Genomic DNA, 17,931 nt, shown 5'->3' with positions numbered 1-17,931 from the left:
CGACCGGGGCGAGCTTACCGGTAGAAGCCGCGAATCACGTCGACGACATAGCCGCGCCGCATATCGACCAGCACCACGTCGTTATAATGCCGCACCCAGCTCTGGCCGATGCGCGCCGGCGGCAAGTGATAGCGCCACGGATCGACGACGACGTAGCGCGTGCCGTAATAATTCGGCGCTATCCGCACGCCCGGACGGAAGGCGGTGTAGCGGAACGGTGCGCGCCAATCGCCGGCGGCATAGAGCCGCGCATTGCGATCCCGCCAGCCACGCCAGTCGTCGCGCCCGAAGCGGCGGTTGCGATCGGCGACATCCTCGCGATATTCCTGCCGCGCTTCGCGCAGATCGCGGTGTTCGGCGCGAATACGGTGCGGATCGCCGCTGCGATAGGCGCGATCGAGGTCGCGGCGCTGTTCCCGGATCTCGCGGCGGTCGTGCCGGATTTCGCCGGCCGACTGCGCCTGTGCCGCCACCGGCAGCACGGTGGCCGCCATAAGCGCGGTGATGATGAATGAGCGCATGATGCTGTTCCTTTCTGACCTGCCGATCGCTGGCTTGCGCCGCGATCGCCCGATCGTCCTGGACCTGTCACGCTGAACGGAGTGAGAATGCCGCCTTCATCAACCAGCAAGGCGCCGCGTCACGGAGCGATCAGGGCGTGTTGCGACCGCCACCCTGCTGGCCGCCGCCACCGCCGCCCATCGCGCCGACCGTGCCGATATTGCCGAACAGTTCCGAGAAGAAGCTGCTCTTGCGCCCGAGCGTCGGCGTGGTTTTCTTCATCGGCGAGATCGAGGCGGTCTGCTCGATGCCGGTCCGGTGGATGCCGGTGACGGTGCCCTTGCCGTCGAAGCTGATCCGCAGCGTGGTCTGCGATTTCACATGCGGGTTGTTGTACGCGAAGTTGCGCGCGTCGCGCGAGATGTAATACCAGTCACCCTGGTTGAACTGGCTGGTCAACGTCGGCTTGCCCAGCACCTGCAACACCGATTGGCGCGTATCGACCCCGGGCTGCACCGAATTGACGAGATCGGCATCGACCACATAGCCCTGATGCGAGCGCAGCGGCGTGCAACCGCCGGCGGCGATACCGGCGAGGATCAGGGCAGGCCCCAGAAGCGAACGGGCCGAAAACAACGTCATCACAATCTCCCCGGCACCCGGCCATGTCACAAGGCCGCCGCCCACGCGAAAACCGCGCATTGCATCGTACCGCGATCGCCTCAATATGCCGAGCTTGATGGCCAAACAAGGGCCGCCCTTTCGGGAGTCGATGCGCTTGAGTTGGATCGGTCGAATGCTGGGCACGCGCGATACCGAAGCGCTGCCGCTCTACACCGCGATCGTCGCGCGCGGGCGCGAACCGCATTGGTATCTGGAAGGCGGCGTGCCCGACACGATCGACGGCCGCTTCGACATGATCGCGGGCGTCCTCACCTTCGTGCTGCTGCGGCTGGAGGGCGACCCCGACGGCGCCGAGACGGTAGCGCGGGTGACCGAGCGGTTCGTCGACGATATGGACGGGCAGCTTCGCCAGATCGGCATCGGCGACATCATCGTCGGCAAGCATATCGGCAAGATGATGAGCATGCTCGGCGGGCGGATCGGCGCCTATCGCGACGCGCTGGCGGCGGGAAGCCTCGATGCGGCGCTGGTCCGCAACCTGTATCGCGGCGAAGCGCCGCCCGAACCCGCCTTGCACCATGTCGCGGCGCGGCTGTACGCGTTGCGCGATGCCCTCGCCGAGGCGCCCACCGCCGCGATCATCGCCGGAGACCTGCCATGACTGCCCCCGAATTCTCCCGCCCCGAGCGGATCGACACGATCGGCGCGGGCGAGCGTAGCGTGACGATCGCCGCCGACGCCATCGAGCGCGTCGCACTCGCCGCGCGCTTCGGGCTGCTGTCGATCGACCGGCTGGAGGCGACGCTGTCGGTGCGGCGCGAGGCGGCGGGGATCGTCGTGCGCGGGCGAGTCGGGGCCGATGTCGTGCAGGCCTGTACCGTCACCGACGAGCCGATCCCGGTAACGATCGACGAACCCGTGGCGTTGCGGTTCGTCGAAAGCGGGGATGCCGGTGCGGACGCAGGCGGGGATGGGGAAATCGAACTCGACGAACACGCGCTCGACACGATTCCCTATGAGGGCGGCGCGATCGATCTCGGCGAGGCGGCGGCGGAGACGATGGCGCTCGCGCTCGATCCGTTCCCGCGCAGCGCCAACGCCGCCGCCGCGCTGCGCGCGGCGGGCGTGCTCAGCGAGGATGAGGTGAAACCGCTAGGCGGGCTGGCCGGGCTTGGCGACCTGTTGAAGAACAAGCCTTCTTGACCCCGTTCGTCCCGAGCGAAGTCGAGGGATGGGTTTCGCGCACAGGTGTCTCGACTTCGCTCGACACGAACGGTCGGGAAATCAATCCTGATCCGGCCCCAGCGTTGGATCAAGATCGCGTGGCCGCACGAAACGTTCCAGCACCGCCGCCCCCGCGTCCACGCTCGGCCAGCCACTAACGTCGAACGCCATCCGTGCCACGCTCGCGGTCGGGTATTTCCGCTCGACCGCGTCGCGCAGGCCGTCGGCGGCTTCAGGCACCAGCATCAGCACCAGATCCTCAAGGCCGGGATTGTGCCCGACCAGCAGCACGTCGCCGGTGATGTCCGGCAGTTCCCGCACGACATCGAGCAGCGTCTCGGCAGAGGCGAGGTACAGCCGCCGGTCCCATGCCGTGTTGAGCGCCTTGCCGTAGCCGCGCTCGATCTCGTCGAGGGTTTCCATCACACGCACGGCGGGCGAGGCGACGACATGGTCGAACGACAGGCCCAGCGAACGCAAATGCCGGCCCATCATCGCTGCGGCGCGCTTGCCCTTGCCGTTGAGCGGCCGGTCGAAATCGCGCGCGACCGGATCGTCCCAGCCCGATTTGGCGTGGCGGAGGAGGGTAAGCGATTTCAAAATGGCCGTCTCCGTCAGGCGTCGATCACCTCTTGCCCCGATTCGATGACGGAAGGAAGACGCCGCGCGCGCTCGATCGCTTCGTCCAGCGTCACGCGGGCGACCGGCACGCCGGGCGGGAACGCGGACAGCAGCCGCGACGGCATTGCTGACGAGAGCAATACGAACATGCCGCGATCATCGGCGCGACGAATCAGCCGACCGAACGCCTGCGCCAGCCGCGCGCGCACGATGCGGTCGTCATAAGCCGAGCCGCCATTGGCGAGCCGCCGCGCGGCGTGCAGCACGCTCGGCTTGGGCCACGGCACGCCCTCCATCGCCACCAGCCGCAGCGAGCGGCCCGGCACGTCGACCCCGTCGCGCAACGCATCGGTGCCGAGCAACGAGGCGGAAAGATCGTCGCGGAAGATGTCGACCAACGTGCCGGTGTCGATCGGGTCGACATGCTGCGCGTAGAGCGGCAGCCCTTCGCGCGCGAGCCGGTCGGCGATGCGGGCGTGGACCGCGCGCAGCCGCCGAATCGCGGTGAACAGCCCGAGCATGCCGCCGCCGCTCGCCAGCGCGAGCCGCGCATAGGCGTTGGCGAGCGCGCCGAGATCGCCGCGCTTCACATCGGTGACGATCAGCACCTCGGCGTGATTGGCATAATCGAACGGGCTGGCCGCCGAGAAGCGCGCGCCGGGACGGATGAGATGCTGCGCGCCGCTGCGCGCCTCGGCGACGGTCCAGCCCTCGTCGGGATCGGCACCGCCGCCGCGCAGCGTCGCCGAGGTGACGAGCGCGCCGTGGGCCGGACGCAGCACGATCTCGGCAAAGGGTTTGCTCGGGTCGAGCCAATGGCGCAGCAGGCCGATGTCGTAATCGCGGCCCTCGATCCGGTTGACGATCAGCCAGTCGACGAACTGCTCCGCCGCAGGCCCGCCGACGCGCGCGAGCAACGCCAGCCATGATGCCACCGTCTCGGCGCGCCAGGCGAGCGAGGCGATCGCACCTTCGATCCGCGCGCGCGCGGGCGCGTCCATCCAGTCGGGCGCATCGGCCAGCACTGCCTCCAGCCGCCGCCCGAGCGCGACGAGGGGCCGAACCAAGGCGTCAAGCGCGTGCGCCGCCTGCCCCGCCGCCTCGACCAAGGCCGCATCGGGTTCGACCAGTTCGGTTTCAAGGCCATAGCCGGCATCGCCGTCCGTCTCGGCGCGCGCATAGGTGAGGCCGCGCACGGCGGCGAGCAGATGCTCGATCGGCCCGAACGGCGCGCCCTCCGCCAGCCGTTGCAGCCAACCATCGGCGGCGAGCGCCCCTGCCGCCTTGACCGCATCGGCGATGGCGAGCGCACCCGCCTCGTCGTAGCTCGCCACGTCGGAGAGCCGCGCCGCCAGCCCCCGCCGCCGCCCGCGCCCGCCCGATTCGGGGCCGAGCAGCCAGCGCCTGAGTTCGATCGTCTCCTGACCCGTCAGCGCGGTCGAGAACATCATGTCGGCGGCGTCGAACAGGTGATGGCCTTCGTCGAACACGTAGCGCGTCGGTCGCGTGGTCAGTTCGCGGCCGCGCACCGCGTTGACCATCACCAGAGCATGGTTGGCGATGACGATATCGGCCTCGACGCTGGCGCGCGCGGCGCGTTCGATGAAGCATTTTCGGTAGTGCGGGCAGCCGGCGTAGACGCACTCGCCGCGCCGGTCGGTCAGCGCGGTGTGGCCGGCGCGGCGGAACAGCGTCGTGAGCCAGCCGGGCAGATCCCCGCCGACCATGTCGCCATCGGCGCTATACGCCGCCCAGCGCGCGACGAGTTGCGCCAGCACCGCCGCGCGCCCGGCGAACCCGCCTTGCAGCGCATCCTCAAGGTTGAGCAGGCATAGATAATTCTCGCGGCCCTTGCGCGTGACGACCTTGAGCCGACGTACCGCCGGATCGGGGAACAGCCGCGCGGTTTCCTGCGCGAGCTGGCGTTGCAGCGCCTTGGTATAGGTCGAGACCCACACCGCGCCGCCGGCCTTCTCCGCCCACAGCGAGGCGGGGGCGAGATAGCCCAATGTCTTGCCGATCCCCGTCCCCGCCTCGGCGAGGACGAGATTGGGGGCGTCGCGGACCATGCGCGGCGCGAACGCCTCGGTCGCGGCTTGTGCGAAGGCGCGCTGGCCGGGGCGTTCCTCCGCGCCGGACCCGGTCAGGCTCGCCAGCCGCGTGGCGGTCTCCTCGGCGCCGAGGCTGATCGTGCGCGGCGCCGGGCGGGGTGCGCCTTCCGACCATTCGGGCAATTTGGTGAACAGCCAGCGTTCGGCAACGGTCGGCCGGTGCAGCCGCGCACCGACGATCGGCGCCCAGGGCCAGCGCAACCGGCCGAGATTCTGCGCTGCCGTCCACGCGCCCTCGCGCTCGGGCCAGTCGCCATCGGCGACGTCGAGCAGCGCCGAGACGGCCCGCCGCAGGAACGCGGCGACTTCCGCGTCGCTGGCGGGCGCGGCGATTCCGGCGGCCCGAGCGAGGCCCTTTGGCGTCGGCACCATGAAGCGCGCGGGAAACAGCAAGGCGAACAGCTCGAGCACATCGAGCCCCGACAGTTCGGCATAGCCGAGCCGCTGCGCCACCAGCGGCGCGTTGAGCAGGATGACCGGGGTATCGGCGGCGATGCGGATCGCCTCGCCACGCCCGATCGGCCGGGTGCCGTCGGCATCGGCCAACCAGATGCCGCCGTGACTGGCGTGAAGGGCGGGATGCGGCAGCACGCTACCCGAAATAGCGGCTGGGAACAGATTGGCAACTCGTTCGGCTGGGTGTTCAGGGGGCCGCCACGCGATCGTGGCGGCCCCGAACGCACATCAGCAGCCGTTGCGGCGGTTCTGCGCGGCGTCATGCTTCTTGTCGAGGTGACGCCCGAGCAACGCGCCGCCAACACCGCCGGCAACAGTGCCGAGCGTGCCGCCACCAAGCGCGTTACCGGCGAGCGCCCCGCCAGCGCCGCCAGCGATCGTGCCGGTGGTGCCGCTGCTGCGCTTGCAATCCTGACGGTAGGTGCGGCTGTGGTGCTTGCGGTCGCTGCGGTGATGGCCACGCTGCGCCACGGCTGGCGCGGTCGCGACGATGGCGAGCATGGCGAACCCGATGATGTTTTTCATGGTAACACTCCCGATATGTAGCCCGTCCACGGACGGTCGCGTACAGAACGCTTGGGAGCGGATTTGTTCAGCACGGGCCGCCGGATCGATTCCGTCAGGCCTGGGATTCCGCGTCGGCTGGCGTTTCGAGATCTTCGAACACCTCCAGCGCGACGTTTACGAAATGCTTCGCTTCAAGCTGGATCAGGGGAATCGGGGCATGATCCGAATCGATCCGCTCGACGCGCGCGCTGGTGATGCGGACGAGGAAGCGGTCACAACTGCTGAGCACCAGCATCGCGATGGCCTTGTTGTCGTCGAGCGCGATGTTCTCGACGATGCCCTCATAGGCGACGTTCGCGCCCTCATGTTCGAGCGTGGTGACGACATAGGCGATGATGAAGCTGTTCGATGGCCGTGCGAGATCGACCCAGCGCTTGAGCCACCCGAAGGTCGCGGCCTCGCGCATATTGCGCACGATCTTCCGGCCGCTGGCTGCATATGCCCCGGCGCCGACGATCAGCGCGGGCGTGAGCAGCGATACGAACCAGCACAGGAACGCCCAGTCCGACGGCACACCCGCCGAGCGCCCGTTGGTAAGGATGACCCGGTAGACATTGGGGTCGAAGCTCAACCCAATGCAGTGTTCGGTGAGCCGGCACGCGCTCGCTTGCAGCGCGAACAGGCCGGAGAGAATGATGTGCCCGGCCAGTGCGCCGAACACGATGACGAGCAGCGAAAACGTTGACCCGGGCTTTTCGGGCGCCTGCGAGATCAGATCGGATCGCTCACCGGCGCGCAGGCCAGCCCATACCGCCAGGCCCGGCGCGAGCAGGAGCAGCGCCAGGAACAGCGTGTAGCTGAAACTCACTTCGTTTCAGTCACGCCCTGATCGCCGCGCGTGGACACACGTCGGACGACATATTTGCCGTCCTTGAAGCTCGACGATTCCTTGGCCGCCTGCCAACTGCCGAAGCGGCTGTGAACCGTGTTGGCGGTCTTGATCGACTGGCTGGTGTTGACGCGCATACTGACCTCCGATCCGACAATAGGTACGCGCGCGCCGGCTTGCAATCGGCGCGGCGCGCGTGGCCTCCGGTCAGCGCCGCCGGAATTTATAGACGAACTGGTCGGTATGACCACGGATCGCGGGATCGAACACCTTGAGCGTGTGATCGTCGGCCGGGTTAGCGAGCGCCTTGGATTCGCCGACGAAGACGAAGCCGGCGTTGACGACCTGCCGCTTGACGATCGCGGGATCGATCCGGTGCAGCGTCTCGGTATCGGCGAGGCCCGAGCCGGCGGGTGCGGCATGGTCGATCACGACATAGGTGCCGCCGGGCTTGAGCGCCTTGAACACCGCCGCGTTGAATGCGCTCAGCGCCGCCTCGCCGCCACCCTTGTTGGCGATGTCGTGATAATTCTCGACCGTCCAGACGAGATCGACCGGCTTCGCCACGGTGATGATCGCGGGATCGACCGCCGCCGTCACATTGGCGAGGCCGCGTGCCTGCAGCGCCGCGACGCTCTTGGCGCCATAGGCCCCAGCGGCATTGGGCCACAGCGCGTAGACATGGCCCTGCGGCCCGACGATGCCGGTGAAGATGCGCGTCCAATAGCCGCCGCCCGGCAGCAGATCGACGACCTGTTGCCCCGCCTTGACGCCAGCGAACGCGAGCACCTCGGCAGGCTTGCGGCGTGCGTCGTCGACCTGCTGGTCGGCACGCGCGGGATCGGCGAGCGCCTTCTGGATCGCGGGCGTTACCGCCGGTGCGGCGAGGATCGCGCCCGGAACGACGAGCGCGGCGACGGCGGCGATAGCAAGGTAACGCATCGGATGATCCTCTCGTGGATTTCGCCCGCACTCTACTGCCGCCGTGCGACTCCGCAATGACCTCAAACGTCGAGATTGGCGACGTTGAGCGCATTCTCCTGAATGAACTCGCGGCGCGGCTCGACGACATCGCCCATCAACCGCGTGAAAATCTCGTCGGCGACATCGACCTGCTCGACCTCGACGCGCAGCATCGAGCGATTCTGCGGGTCAAGCGTGGTTTCCCACAATTGCTCCGGGTTCATCTCGCCGAGACCCTTGTAGCGCTGGATCGACAAGCCCTTGCGGCCCGCCGCAAGGATCGCTTCGAGCAGTTGCGAGGGCCGGGCGACCATCGACTCACCCTTGCCGATCGCGATCGGCGCGGCTTCTGCGTCAGGGTCCGCATCGGTTTCGGGCGCCGGCTCGGCCTCGGCAGCGGCGACCGCAGCGCGTGACGGAACGAGCCGCGCGGTGCGGGCGTAATCTTCCGCGTGTTCGCTCGCCAGAGCGTGCAGCTTGCGCGCTTCGGCCGAGACGAGGAATGCCGCCTCGAGGATGTGATGGTCGGTCACGCCGCGCCACCACCGCTTGAAGTGAATGCCGCCTTCCTCGCTGACTTCGGCCGACCAGCGCGCCTCGGGATCACCGGCATCGAGCGCCGCGACGACATCCTCGACCCGCGCCGCCCGCGTAGGGACATCGAGCGAGGGTTCGAGCGCGCCGACCAACGCCAGCGCCTCGACGATGGTCGCATCATAACGGCGCGGCACGTAGCGCATCAGCGTCCGCATCCGCCGAGCATGATCGACCAGGCTGCGCAGATCGGCGCCCGAGCGCGTACCGCCGGCGGCACCTTCCAGCACGGTCGAAGCGACACCGTTCTCGACGAGATATTCGTCGAGCGCGGGATCGTCCTTGAGATACACTTCCGATCGCCCGCGCGTCGCTTTGTAGAGCGGCGGCTGCGCGATGTAGAGATGCCCGGCATCGATGATCTTCGACATGTGCCGGTAGAAGAACGTCAGCAGCAGCGTGCGGATATGGGCGCCGTCGACGTCGGCGTCGGTCATGATGACGATCTTGTGATAGCGCAGCTTGTCGAGGTTGAACTCGTCGAGGATGCCGGTGCCCATCGCCTGGATGAGCGTGCCAATCTCGCGGCTCGAAATCATCCGGTCGAAGCGCGCGCGCTCGACGTTGAGAATCTTGCCGCGCAACGGGAGGATCGCCTGGAAGTGGCGATCACGGCCCTGCTTGGCCGAACCGCCCGCCGAATCGCCCTCGACGAGGAACAGTTCGGACTTGGCGGGATCACGCTCCTGGCAGTCGGCGAGCTTGCCGGGCAGCGAGGCGATATCCATCACGCCCTTGCGCCGGGTCAGCTCACGCGCCTTCTTGGCGGCTTCGCGCGCGGCGGCGGCGTCGATGATCTTGGCGACGATCGCCTTGCCGTGCGCGGGATTCTCTTCGAGCCACTCGACGAGCTTGTCGGCCATCAGCGATTCGAGCGGCTGGCGCACTTCGGACGAGACCAATTTGTCCTTGGTCTGCGACGAGAATTTGGGATCGGGCAGCTTGACCGAGACGATCGCGGTGAGCCCTTCGCGCATATCGTCGCCGGTGAGCGTCACCTTCTCCTTCTTCAACAGGCCCGACTTCTCGGCATAATTGTTGAGCGTGCGCGTCAGCGCGGCGCGGAACGCGGCGAGATGGGTGCCGCCATCGCGCTGCGGGATGTTGTTGGTGAAGGCGAGGACGTTCTCGTAATAGCTGTCGTTCCACTCGAGCGCGACGTCGATCGTCACATCGTCGCGGGTGCCCGAGATCGCCACCGGATCGGGCATCAGCGGCTGCTTGTTGCGATCGAGATACTTCACGAACGCGGCGATGCCGCCCTCGTAGAACAGCTCGACCGTCTTGACGTCCTCATGCCGCGCATCGTTGAGGAACAGCCGCACGCCGGAGTTGAGAAAGGCGAGTTCGCGGTAGCGGTGTTCGAGCTTGTCGAAGTCGAAATCGGTGATCTTGAAGGTGGCGGGCGACGGGAAGAAGGTGACCTTGGTGCCCTTCTTGCCATGCGCGTCCCCAACCACCTTCAGCGGCGCGACCGCGTCGCCGAACGCGAAGCGCATGTAGTGTTCCTGCCCGTCGCGCCAGATCGTCAGATCGAGCCATTCGGACAAAGCGTTGACCACCGACACGCCGACGCCGTGCAGACCGCCCGAGACCTTATAGGCGTTGTCGTCCGAGGTGTTCTCGAACTTCCCGCCGGCGTGGAGCTGAGTCATGATGACCTCAGCCGCCGAGACGCCTTCCTCGGTATGGATGCCGGTCGGGATGCCGCGACCGTTGTCCTCGACCGAGACCGAGCCGTCGGCGTTGAGCGTGATGTCGATCCGGTCGCAATGCCCGGCGAGCGCCTCGTCGATCGCGTTGTCGGACACTTCGAACACCATATGGTGCAGGCCGGAGCCATCGTCGGTGTCGCCGATATACATGCCGGGGCGCTTGCGAACGGCGTCGAGGCCCTTGAGCACCTTGATCGAATCGGCGCCATATTCGTTGGGATTGGATGGCTGGCCGGAAGCTGCGGGAGTGGGTGTCGTCATAGCGAGCATATAGGGATTCGCGCCCGCAAACGGAAGCGAAATGGCGATTCGTTGGCAGCGGTCAGCCGAGAAGGTGGGCGACCTCGGCAAAGTCGGATGCGAGTGCCTGCACGCCGAGCGCGCGCAACCGGTCTGCGTGGTCGGGCGAACAGTGGCTACCGCCGCAGAAACCGATCACGAACGCGCCCGACGCGACCGCCCCGGTCGCACCGACGATCGAATCCTCGAGGATGGCGGCGCGGGTGATGTCGATCCCGATCGCCTCGGCGGCATGAAGGTAGAGATCGGGGGCGGGCTTGCCGCGCGTGACATGCTCCTTGCCCGAATAAAGGTGATCGCCGAACACGTCGCGCAGGCCGATATGGTCGAGATGGCGCGCGATCCACGCGGTCGAACTCGACGAGGCGATCGCCTTGGGAAGATCGTCCGGCAGCGAACGGACGAAGGCAACCGCGCCGGCGACCGCATCGATGCCCGCCGCCATCACGCGCGCATCCTCGATGCGGCGCGCGGCGTGGAAATCCTCGCCGAGTGGCTGGCCGATGTGGCTTTCGATCGCGTCGATGAAGCTGCGGCCCGACAGCCCCATGAAGCGCGCCATCGCCTCCTCGCGCGAAACCGGATGGCCGATCCCGTTGAGATAGTCGGCGAGATGCGCGTTGCCGAGCGCCTCGCTCTCGATCAGCACGCCATCAAAATCGAAGATCAGCCCCGCGAATGTCATGCGCGCGCGCCGAACAGCGCGCTGCCGACGCGGACATGCGTCGCGCCGAGCGTGACGGCAGTTTCGAAATCCGCCGACATGCCCATGCTCAGCCCGGTGATATCGTGATCGCGCGCGAGCTTGGCGAGCAGCGCGAAATAGGGCGCCGGTTCGACCTCGGCAGGCGGCACCGCCATCAACCCCGCAACCGGCAGATCGGCCGCGCGCGCCGCAGCGAGCAACGCGGGCAGATCGGCGACCGCGCAGCCACCCTTTTGCGGCTCGTCGCCGATGTTGACCTGGAGGAAGCAATCGGGCCGTTTGCCCTGCCGGTCCATCGCCTTGGCGAGCGCGGTGATGAGCGACGCGCGATCGACCGAATGGATCGCATCGAACAACGCGACCGCGTCCTCGGCCTTGTTCGACTGGAGCTGGCCGACGAGGTGAAGCGTCACGTCGGGCCAGCGCGTGCGCAACTCCGGCCATTTCGCCTCCGCCTCCTGCACGCGATTCTCGCCGAACACGCGCTGGCCGGCGGCGAGCAAAGGTTCGATCGCGTCGGCAGGGTGCGTCTTGGAGACCGCGATCAGCGTGACCTCGGCAGGTTCGCGGCGCGCGAGGCGCGCGCTGTGGTCGATCGCCGCGTGGATGGCGGCAAGGGCTTGGGCGGGATCGTCGGAAGGCATCGACGGCGCTATAGGCTGCGAAATGCCGCCCCGCCACCCAGTCCCGACGCTCTGGCTGATGACCGATGAACGGCTCGGCGATGGCTTATGGGAAGCGGTCGCGCGCCTGCCGCGCGGCGGGGGAATCGTGTTCCGCCACTATGCCACGCCGCTGCCCGAGCGCCGCGCGCTTTTCGCCCGGCTGGCGCGGATCGCGCGACGGCGCGGGTTGGTGCTGCTGCGCGCCGGCGGCGTGCGGTTGGCGCGGCACGAAAGCGGCGTGCATAATGGCCGCGCGCAGAATCTCGCGACCCGGTCCGCGCAGAATCTCGCGACCCGGTCCGCGCAGAATCTCGCGACCCGGTCCGCGCACAATCGGCGCGAGGCGGTGGCTGCCCGGCGTGCAGGCGCGGCGGCGATCTTCGTCTCACCCGTTTTCACGACACGCTCGCACCCCGGCGCGCCGACGCTCGGGCCGCTACGGGCTGCCGCGATCGGGCGTGGACTCGGCGTGCCCGTGATCGCGCTTGGCGGCATGGACGCACGCCGGTTCAAACGGCTGCGCGCACTCGGCTTTCACGGCTGGGCCGCGATCGATGCGTGGACTTTCTAGCGAGGAGAGCTTCGGAACAGCGCCGCTCAGAAGCGGAAGGCGGTGCCGATATAGACAGCTTGGCTGTCATGCCGATCGACTGTGAGATCGGACAGCCGATCGCTACGCTCGGTCTTGTAGCGCATGCCAGCGGTGACATCGAGATTGCGGGTCAGCCGGTATGAACCGCCGACATCGACCGAATAGACCGGCGCTTCCTCGATCAGCTTCGGTCCGCCCGGCAAGGCACGATCCGTACCAGCCTTTACTTGACCACTGAAACGCTTGCCCGAATAGCTCACGCCGACATCCGCCGTTTCGCGGCTGCCCGGCATGCCGGCGAGATCGACCTTGGCCATGTCACCCGACAAAGCGAACCGCCGCCAGCCGACCGCGACGCCGAGATTATACGCGATCGGCGCCAACGCCACGGTGTTGACTGCGCCATCGCCAGCACGATCCGCCGTCACCGCGCCGCGCACCGAGCGCGCCTGTACAGCGACCGTTACCGCACGACTGCCGCCGCGGCGCGAATCAGCAGGGGTGAAACGGAAGCCCGAAGGATCGAGACCGCCCCGCGCGAAGATCGCTGCCAGCCGGGGATCAGCCGAGGCTGGGGTGAACCCGCCAATGCCGTGGAACGCGGGGATCGCGCTGCGCGCGACACGCGCCTTGGCATCATCCGATGCACCGATTGCGGGTGCCGCGACGAGACCGGCGGCGACAAGCACCCCCAACCCAATCCCGGACAGCAGCCGAATCGAAATCACCGGAAAAATCCCCGTCGTCCCTGCAAGCGCGGCCCCACGCCACGCTGTTCTTATCAGTTATAACGCGCCTATCACGATTCCAGTCCGGCCTGCCACTATCTTGACTCAATTTATCCGCCATGTGGCAGCGGGGACACAGCAGGAAGCCGGCGCGCGGCTTGCGGCTGGCCCGGCATAATCTATAGAGACACTCTCCTTCATGACCACGCTCAGGAAACCGCCCATGTCCCGCCCGTTGCGCACCGCGATCGTGGTCTCGCTGCTTCTGTCGTCCGCCGCGTGCGCCCATAAGGGTAGCCATCCCAAATCGGCTGCGCTCGCACCCTCCAAGATCACGACGATCGGCGTCAACGCCTATCTGTGGCGCGCGACGCTCGACACGTTGAGCTTCATGCCGCTGGTCCAGACCGATTCCAACGGCGGCGTGATCGTCACCGACTGGTACGTCAATCCAGCCGCGCCGACCGAGCGGATGAAGGTGACGGTGACGATCCTCGATCAGGACCTGCGCGCCGATGGCCTACGCGTCGCGGCGCTGCGCGAGGTCAACCAGAACGGGCAATGGGTCGATTCGCCAGTGCAGGCGGCGACCGTGCAGAAGCTCGAAGACATCATCCTCACCCGCGCGCGCGATCTGCGCCGCGCCGCCATGGTGAACTAAGCGCGCGAGTTTCCGCGCAGGAGTAAAAACGCACAATGTCTCGCTTCAACAGCCTGAAGTCGGATGCGGCATGGCAGGCGGTGTGGGACGAGCGCCGCACCTTCGCTGCCAACGATGCGACGGCGAAGCCGCGCACCTATGTTCTTGAGATGTTCCCCTACCCGTCGGGGAAGATTCACATGGGGCACGTCCGCAACTACACGATGGGCGACGTGCTGGCGCGGTTCCGCCGGATGACCGGGCATGAGGTGCTGCACCCGATGGGGTGGGACGCGTTCGGCATGCCCGCCGAGAATGCGGCGATGGAAAAGCACGTCCATCCCGGCGGCTGGACGCGCGAGAACATCGCGACGATGAAGGCGCAGTTGAAGCGGCTCGGCTTCGCGCTCGATTGGACGCGCGAATTCGCCACCTGCGACCCTGAATATTATGGTCAGGAACAGGCGCTGTTCCTCGACCTGTTCTCGCACGGCCTTGTTTACCGCAAGGAATCGTCGGTCAATTGGGACCCGGTCGACATGACCGTGCTCGCCAACGAACAGGTGATCGACGGGCGCGGCTGGCGTTCGGGCGCCCTGGTCGAGCGGCGCAAGCTGAGCCAGTGGTTCCTCAAGATCACCGATTTCGCGGACGAACTGCTCGAAGGTCTCGATGGCCTTGAACACTGGCCCGACAAGGTCAAGCTGATGCAGGAAAACTGGATCGGCAAAAGCCAGGGGCTACGTTTCACGTGGAACACTAGCGACGACGAGCAGGTTGAGGTGTTCACCACCCGCCCCGACACGATCTTCGGCGCGAGCTTCGTCGCCGTCGCCGCCGATCATCCGATCGCGCAGAAGCTTGCGGTCGGAAACCCCGATGTCACAGCGTTCATCGAGCGCTGCAAGCAAGGTGGCACCACTGCCGCCGAGCTGGAGACGCAGGAGAAGCTCGGGCTGTTCACCGGGCTGACCGCGACGCATCCCTTCGATCCGGCATGGCAGGTGCCCGTCTACATCGCCAATTTCGTGCTGATGGAATACGGCACTGGCGCGGTGTTCGGCGTGCCCGCGCATGACCAGCGCGATCTCGACTTCGCGCGCAAATACGATCTGCCCGTGCGTCGCGTCGTATCGGACGGTGAGACCACCGATCCCGTCTTCGCCGGCAACGAAGCCTATACCGGCCCCGGCACTTTGGTGAACTCGCAGTTCCTCGACGGCATGGATATCGAGGACGCCAAGCGCGCCGTCATCGAGCGCGCCGAGCAAGGCGGCTGGGGCACAGGCTCGACCGTGTTCCGCCTGCGCGACTGGGGCGTTAGCCGCCAGCGTTATTGGGGTACGCCAATCCCGATCATCCACTGCGACGCCTGCGGCGCGGTGCCGGTGCCACGCGAGCAATTGCCGGTGGTGCTGCCCGAGGATGTCAGTTTCGACATTCCCGGCAATCCGCTCGATCGTCATCCTAACTGGAAGCACGTCCCCTGCCCTGCCTGCGGTGGCGAGGCGCGGCGCGAGACCGATACGCTCGATACGTTCGTTGATTCGTCCTGGTACTTCATCCGCTTCGCCAGCCAGCCGGGCGACAAACCGTTCGACCGCGTGGCGGCCGAGCAATGGCTGCCGGTCGCGCAATATATCGGCGGGGTCGAGCATGCGATCCTCCACCTGCTGTACGCGCGCTTCTGGACACGCGCGCTCAAGCACATCGGCATGCTCGACATCGCCGAGCCATTCGCCGGGCTGTTCACGCAAGGCATGGTCACGCACGCAAGCTACTACCAGCGCCCGCACGAGCATGAGCGGCCAATCTATTTCGAACCCTCGGCGATCTCGCGCCGCGCCGATGGCACCGCCTTCGTCACCGACACCGGCGAGGACGTGATCGTCGGTCGTGTCGAGAAGATGTCGAAATCGAAGAAGAACACCGTCGATCCGACCGAGATCGTCGATCAATATGGCGCCGACGCGGTGCGCTGGTTCGTCCTCTCGGATTCGCCGCCCGAGCGCGATCTCGAATGGAGCGAAGCGGGTATCGAAGGCTCATGGCGTTTTGTGCAGCGCGTGTGGCGGTTGTTCGATGGCCTCGCCGACGCAGCAGACGCTACCGGCAGCGACACCCCGCTCGACCGCAAGCTACATCAGACGATTGCAGGCATCGCCGCCGACATCGAAGCGCTCGCCTTCAACAAGGCGGTCGCCAAGCTGTACGAACTGGTCAACGCGATCGAGCGCGCCGCGCCATCCACCTCACGCAACGCGGCAGTCCGCGCGCTGATGCGGCTGGTCGCGCCGATGGCACCGCATCTGGCGGAGGAAGCCTGGGCGGTCGATGGCGGCGAAGGGCTGATCGCCGACGCGGCCTGGCCCGAGGTCGATCCGGCGCTGCTGGTCGAGGACGAAGTGACGATCGCCGTGCAGGTCAACGGCAAGCTGCGCGACACGTTGATCGTCGCCAAGGGCGCCGACAAGGCCGCGTTGGAGGCAATGGCGCGCGGATCGGACAAGGTGATCGCCTTCCTGGACGGCAAGGAACCCAAGAAGGTCATCGTCGTTCCCGATCGCCTCGTGAACCTCGTCGCATGAAGCGGCTTGGCATCCTCCTGCTCGCTTTGGCCCTGCCCGGCTGCGGGCTGCACCCGCTCTATTCAGGGGGCAGCAATGGCGCGGTCGCGACGATGCTGACTCGCGTCGAGGTCGCACCGATCGATGGCAAGGCGGGCTGGCTGATGGGCAATGCCCTGCGCGACAAGCTCGCCGCGCAGCGCGAGGCGCCGCTGTACCGGCTTGAGGTGCGGCTCGACGACAAGATCATCGGCCTCGGCGTGCGCAGTGACGACAGCGTCACACGCGAACGCCGCACCCTGCGCGCGCGCTATCAACTTGTCGAACTGGCCCACGGCACGGTGGTGCTTGATGCAGCCGCTGGATCGGATGCCGGTATCGACGTGGTCAGCTCCGACTATGCGACGATCGCCGCCGAGAATACCGCGCTCGAAAACCTGTCGGAGATCGTCGCCGACCAGATCGTCTCGCGCGTCGCGCTCTATGCCGAACACGCGCCTGCATCCGAGCCGTGAAGGCCAACGCCAACCAGATCCGCATCGCGATCGACGCGGCCAGCCCTGATGTCCGTTTGTACCTGTTTCATGGCCCCGACGAATCGGGCGCACGCGAACTGGCGGCGCGAGTCGGCCGTGCGCTTGGCCCGGACGCCGAGCGGATCGACCTCGAACCCGCGCAACTGCGCAGCAATCCCGGCCTGCTCGCCGACGAAGCTGCGGCGCTGTCGCTGTTCGGGGGCGCACGGCATATTCGCGTATCCGGCGCGGGCGAGGAATCGCTCGAAGCGCTGACGTTGCTGCTCGACGCCGATCGCACCGGCAACCCGGTGGTCGTGATCGCGCCGTCGCTCAAGGCGACTGCCAAGGTCGTCAAACTCGCGCTCGGCCACCCGCGCGCGATGTGCCTCGCCTGCTATTTGCCCGAGGGCGGCGATGCTGACCGGCTCGCGACCGCGATCGCGCGCGAACAGGGCTTGCGCACCACCGGCGGCACGGCGGCACGGCTCGCTGCCGCCAGCGGCGGAGACCGGGCGGTGATGACTCGCGAGCTGGAGAAACTAGCGCTCTATCTCGACGCTGCGCCTGAGCGACCGCGTGAACTCGATGACGCCGCGCTCGATGCGGTCGGTGCCGATCTCGGCGATAGCGAGATGTCGCGCGCGATCGACGCGGCGCTCGATGGCAGCCCTGATATCCTTGCCGACGAGCTTGCTCAACTCGCCGAAGCCAGCGTTTCCCCGATCCCGGTATTGCGCCAACTTACACGACGGCTGATCGCGCTCGCCGACATGCAAGCCGAACTCGACGCCGGCGCCGACCCCAAGGCGGTGATCGAACGCGTGTTCTTTCGCGAGCGCGCCAGCACCTCGCGCGCGCTGCGGCTGTGGGATTTGAACCGAATCAACGACGCGATTAAACGCATCCGTCAGGCCGAGCGCGCGATCATGGCGCCACAGAACCCCGGCAATGTCGTCGCCGACGCCGCCATCATCGTGCTGGCACGTATGGCGGCGCGCCAGCGCTAAGCG

At 67.1% G+C, this 17,931-nt stretch carries 19 protein-coding genes; 7 read left to right on the top strand and 12 right to left on the bottom strand.

The annotated features are described in order from the left end of the window. Positions 1-14: 14 nt before the first annotated feature. Complete coding sequence (locus tag EWE75_RS06745; protein WP_130155894.1) at positions 15-521, bottom strand: RcnB family protein; 507 nt, start codon at positions 519-521, stop codon at positions 15-17. 130 nt (positions 522-651) lie between these two features. Further along, positions 652-1,143 (bottom strand): outer membrane protein assembly factor BamE, encoded by a 492-nt coding sequence (locus tag EWE75_RS06740; RefSeq protein ID WP_130155893.1) that lies wholly within the window; start codon positions 1,141-1,143, stop codon positions 652-654. A 154-nt stretch (positions 1,144-1,297) separates the two neighbouring features. On the opposite strand from EWE75_RS06740, the gene EWE75_RS06735 reads away from it, so the two are divergent. Further along, the gene (locus EWE75_RS06735; RefSeq protein WP_130155892.1) at positions 1,298-1,786 is read left to right on the top strand and encodes a ubiquinol-cytochrome C chaperone family protein; all 489 of its coding nucleotides are present in this window, start codon (positions 1,298-1,300) and stop codon (positions 1,784-1,786) included. Continuing rightward, on the top strand, positions 1,783-2,328 hold the full coding sequence (locus EWE75_RS06730; RefSeq protein ID WP_130155891.1) for a YceD family protein: 546 nt from the start codon (positions 1,783-1,785) through the stop codon (positions 2,326-2,328). The genes EWE75_RS06735 and EWE75_RS06730 overlap by 4 nt, the downstream gene beginning before the upstream one ends. A gap of 81 nt (positions 2,329-2,409) precedes the next feature. On the opposite strand, the gene EWE75_RS06725 is transcribed toward EWE75_RS06730, so the two are convergent. The 9 genes from EWE75_RS06725 to EWE75_RS06690 all read right to left on the bottom strand — a co-directional run bounded on the left by EWE75_RS06725 (position 2,410) and on the right by EWE75_RS06690 (position 11,855). After that, entirely contained in the window at positions 2,410-2,949 is a 540-nt protein-coding gene (locus EWE75_RS06725; RefSeq protein WP_130155890.1) for a SixA phosphatase family protein, read from the bottom strand. A gap of 14 nt (positions 2,950-2,963) precedes the next feature. Then, positions 2,964-5,672 (bottom strand): ATP-dependent DNA helicase, encoded by a 2,709-nt coding sequence (locus tag EWE75_RS06720; protein ID WP_130155889.1) that lies wholly within the window; start codon positions 5,670-5,672, stop codon positions 2,964-2,966. A gap of 93 nt (positions 5,673-5,765) precedes the next feature. Next, positions 5,766-6,062 (bottom strand): glycine zipper 2TM domain-containing protein, encoded by a 297-nt coding sequence (locus tag EWE75_RS06715; protein WP_130155888.1) that lies wholly within the window; start codon positions 6,060-6,062, stop codon positions 5,766-5,768. A 94-nt stretch (positions 6,063-6,156) separates the two neighbouring features. Then, the gene (locus tag EWE75_RS06710) at positions 6,157-6,912 is read right to left on the bottom strand and encodes a hypothetical protein (RefSeq protein WP_130155887.1); all 756 of its coding nucleotides are present in this window, start codon (positions 6,910-6,912) and stop codon (positions 6,157-6,159) included. Continuing rightward, positions 6,909-7,070 (bottom strand): hypothetical protein, encoded by a 162-nt coding sequence (locus EWE75_RS24920; RefSeq protein ID WP_165388278.1) that lies wholly within the window; start codon positions 7,068-7,070, stop codon positions 6,909-6,911. Before EWE75_RS24920 ends, EWE75_RS06710 begins: the two co-directional genes overlap by 4 nt. 70 nt (positions 7,071-7,140) lie before the next feature. Then, complete coding sequence (locus tag EWE75_RS06705; RefSeq protein WP_130155886.1) at positions 7,141-7,875, bottom strand: class I SAM-dependent methyltransferase; 735 nt, start codon at positions 7,873-7,875, stop codon at positions 7,141-7,143. 62 nt (positions 7,876-7,937) lie between these two features. Next, on the bottom strand, positions 7,938-10,466 hold the full coding sequence (gene gyrB, locus EWE75_RS06700) for a DNA topoisomerase (ATP-hydrolyzing) subunit B (RefSeq protein WP_130155885.1): 2,529 nt from the start codon (positions 10,464-10,466) through the stop codon (positions 7,938-7,940). A 61-nt stretch (positions 10,467-10,527) separates the two neighbouring features. Continuing rightward, positions 10,528-11,190 (bottom strand): HAD family hydrolase, encoded by a 663-nt coding sequence (locus tag EWE75_RS06695; protein WP_130155884.1) that lies wholly within the window; start codon positions 11,188-11,190, stop codon positions 10,528-10,530. Continuing rightward, on the bottom strand, positions 11,187-11,855 hold the full coding sequence (locus EWE75_RS06690; protein ID WP_130155883.1) for a YggS family pyridoxal phosphate-dependent enzyme: 669 nt from the start codon (positions 11,853-11,855) through the stop codon (positions 11,187-11,189). The genes EWE75_RS06695 and EWE75_RS06690 overlap by 4 nt, the downstream gene beginning before the upstream one ends. 58 nt (positions 11,856-11,913) lie before the next feature. On the opposite strand from EWE75_RS06690, the gene EWE75_RS06685 reads away from it, so the two are divergent. Continuing rightward, positions 11,914-12,447 (top strand): thiamine phosphate synthase, encoded by a 534-nt coding sequence (locus EWE75_RS06685; RefSeq protein ID WP_231708247.1) that lies wholly within the window; start codon positions 11,914-11,916, stop codon positions 12,445-12,447. 26 nt (positions 12,448-12,473) lie between these two features. Here the strand turns inward: EWE75_RS06685 and EWE75_RS06680 are convergent, their stop codons facing one another. After that, positions 12,474-13,196, bottom strand: coding sequence for a hypothetical protein (locus tag EWE75_RS06680; protein WP_345789374.1), 723 nt, complete (start codon positions 13,194-13,196; stop codon positions 12,474-12,476). A 223-nt stretch (positions 13,197-13,419) separates the two neighbouring features. On the opposite strand from EWE75_RS06680, the gene EWE75_RS06675 reads away from it, so the two are divergent. The 4 genes from EWE75_RS06675 to holA are packed head-to-tail and all read left to right on the top strand — an operon-like array spanning position 13,420 to position 17,928. Beyond that, positions 13,420-13,857, top strand: a complete 438-nt coding sequence (locus EWE75_RS06675) for a DUF3576 domain-containing protein (RefSeq protein WP_130155881.1) — start codon at positions 13,420-13,422, stop codon at positions 13,855-13,857. Positions 13,858-13,892: 35 nt separating this feature from the next. Then, a complete protein-coding gene (leuS, locus tag EWE75_RS06670; protein WP_130155880.1) occupies positions 13,893-16,424 on the top strand; it encodes a leucine--tRNA ligase in 2,532 nt (843 codons plus the stop codon). Further along, positions 16,421-16,918, top strand: coding sequence for an LPS assembly lipoprotein LptE (gene lptE, locus EWE75_RS06665; RefSeq protein WP_130155879.1), 498 nt, complete (start codon positions 16,421-16,423; stop codon positions 16,916-16,918). The genes leuS and lptE overlap by 4 nt, the downstream gene beginning before the upstream one ends. Further along, entirely contained in the window at positions 16,915-17,928 is a 1,014-nt protein-coding gene (gene holA, locus EWE75_RS06660) for a DNA polymerase III subunit delta (RefSeq protein ID WP_130155878.1), read from the top strand. The genes lptE and holA overlap by 4 nt, the downstream gene beginning before the upstream one ends. The last annotated feature ends 3 nt before the right edge of the window (positions 17,929-17,931 follow it).

It is taken from the genome of Sphingomonas populi (assembly GCF_004208535.1).
GTDB classification, from domain to species: Bacteria; Pseudomonadota; Alphaproteobacteria; order Sphingomonadales; family Sphingomonadaceae; genus Sphingomonas; species Sphingomonas populi.
Note: the sequence above shows the minus strand (reverse complement) of the source record. Positions and strands in the feature narration are given on the sequence as shown.

Coding starts and splice junctions, on each gene's coding strand:
- EWE75_RS06715 (WP_130155888.1), bottom strand. CDS start 6,062: ATGAAAAACATCATCGGGTTCGCCATGCTCGCCATCGTCGCGACCGCG.
- EWE75_RS06675 (WP_130155881.1), top strand. CDS start 13,420: ATGTCCCGCCCGTTGCGCACCGCGATCGTGGTCTCGCTGCTTCTGTCG.
- lptE (WP_130155879.1), top strand. CDS start 16,421: ATGAAGCGGCTTGGCATCCTCCTGCTCGCTTTGGCCCTGCCCGGCTGC.
- leuS (WP_130155880.1), top strand. CDS start 13,893: ATGTCTCGCTTCAACAGCCTGAAGTCGGATGCGGCATGGCAGGCGGTG.
- EWE75_RS06695 (WP_130155884.1), bottom strand. CDS start 11,190: ATGACATTCGCGGGGCTGATCTTCGATTTTGATGGCGTGCTGATCGAG.
- EWE75_RS06685 (WP_231708247.1), top strand. CDS start 11,914: ATGACCGATGAACGGCTCGGCGATGGCTTATGGGAAGCGGTCGCGCGC.
- EWE75_RS06740 (WP_130155893.1), bottom strand. CDS start 1,143: ATGACGTTGTTTTCGGCCCGTTCGCTTCTGGGGCCTGCCCTGATCCTC.
- gyrB (WP_130155885.1), bottom strand. CDS start 10,466: ATGACGACACCCACTCCCGCAGCTTCCGGCCAGCCATCCAATCCCAAC.
- EWE75_RS06730 (WP_130155891.1), top strand. CDS start 1,783: ATGACTGCCCCCGAATTCTCCCGCCCCGAGCGGATCGACACGATCGGC.
- EWE75_RS06690 (WP_130155883.1), bottom strand. CDS start 11,855: ATGCCTTCCGACGATCCCGCCCAAGCCCTTGCCGCCATCCACGCGGCG.
- EWE75_RS06745 (WP_130155894.1), bottom strand. CDS start 521: ATGCGCTCATTCATCATCACCGCGCTTATGGCGGCCACCGTGCTGCCG.
- EWE75_RS06735 (WP_130155892.1), top strand. CDS start 1,298: ATGCTGGGCACGCGCGATACCGAAGCGCTGCCGCTCTACACCGCGATC.
- EWE75_RS06705 (WP_130155886.1), bottom strand. CDS start 7,875: ATGCGTTACCTTGCTATCGCCGCCGTCGCCGCGCTCGTCGTTCCGGGC.
- EWE75_RS24920 (WP_165388278.1), bottom strand. CDS start 7,070: ATGCGCGTCAACACCAGCCAGTCGATCAAGACCGCCAACACGGTTCAC.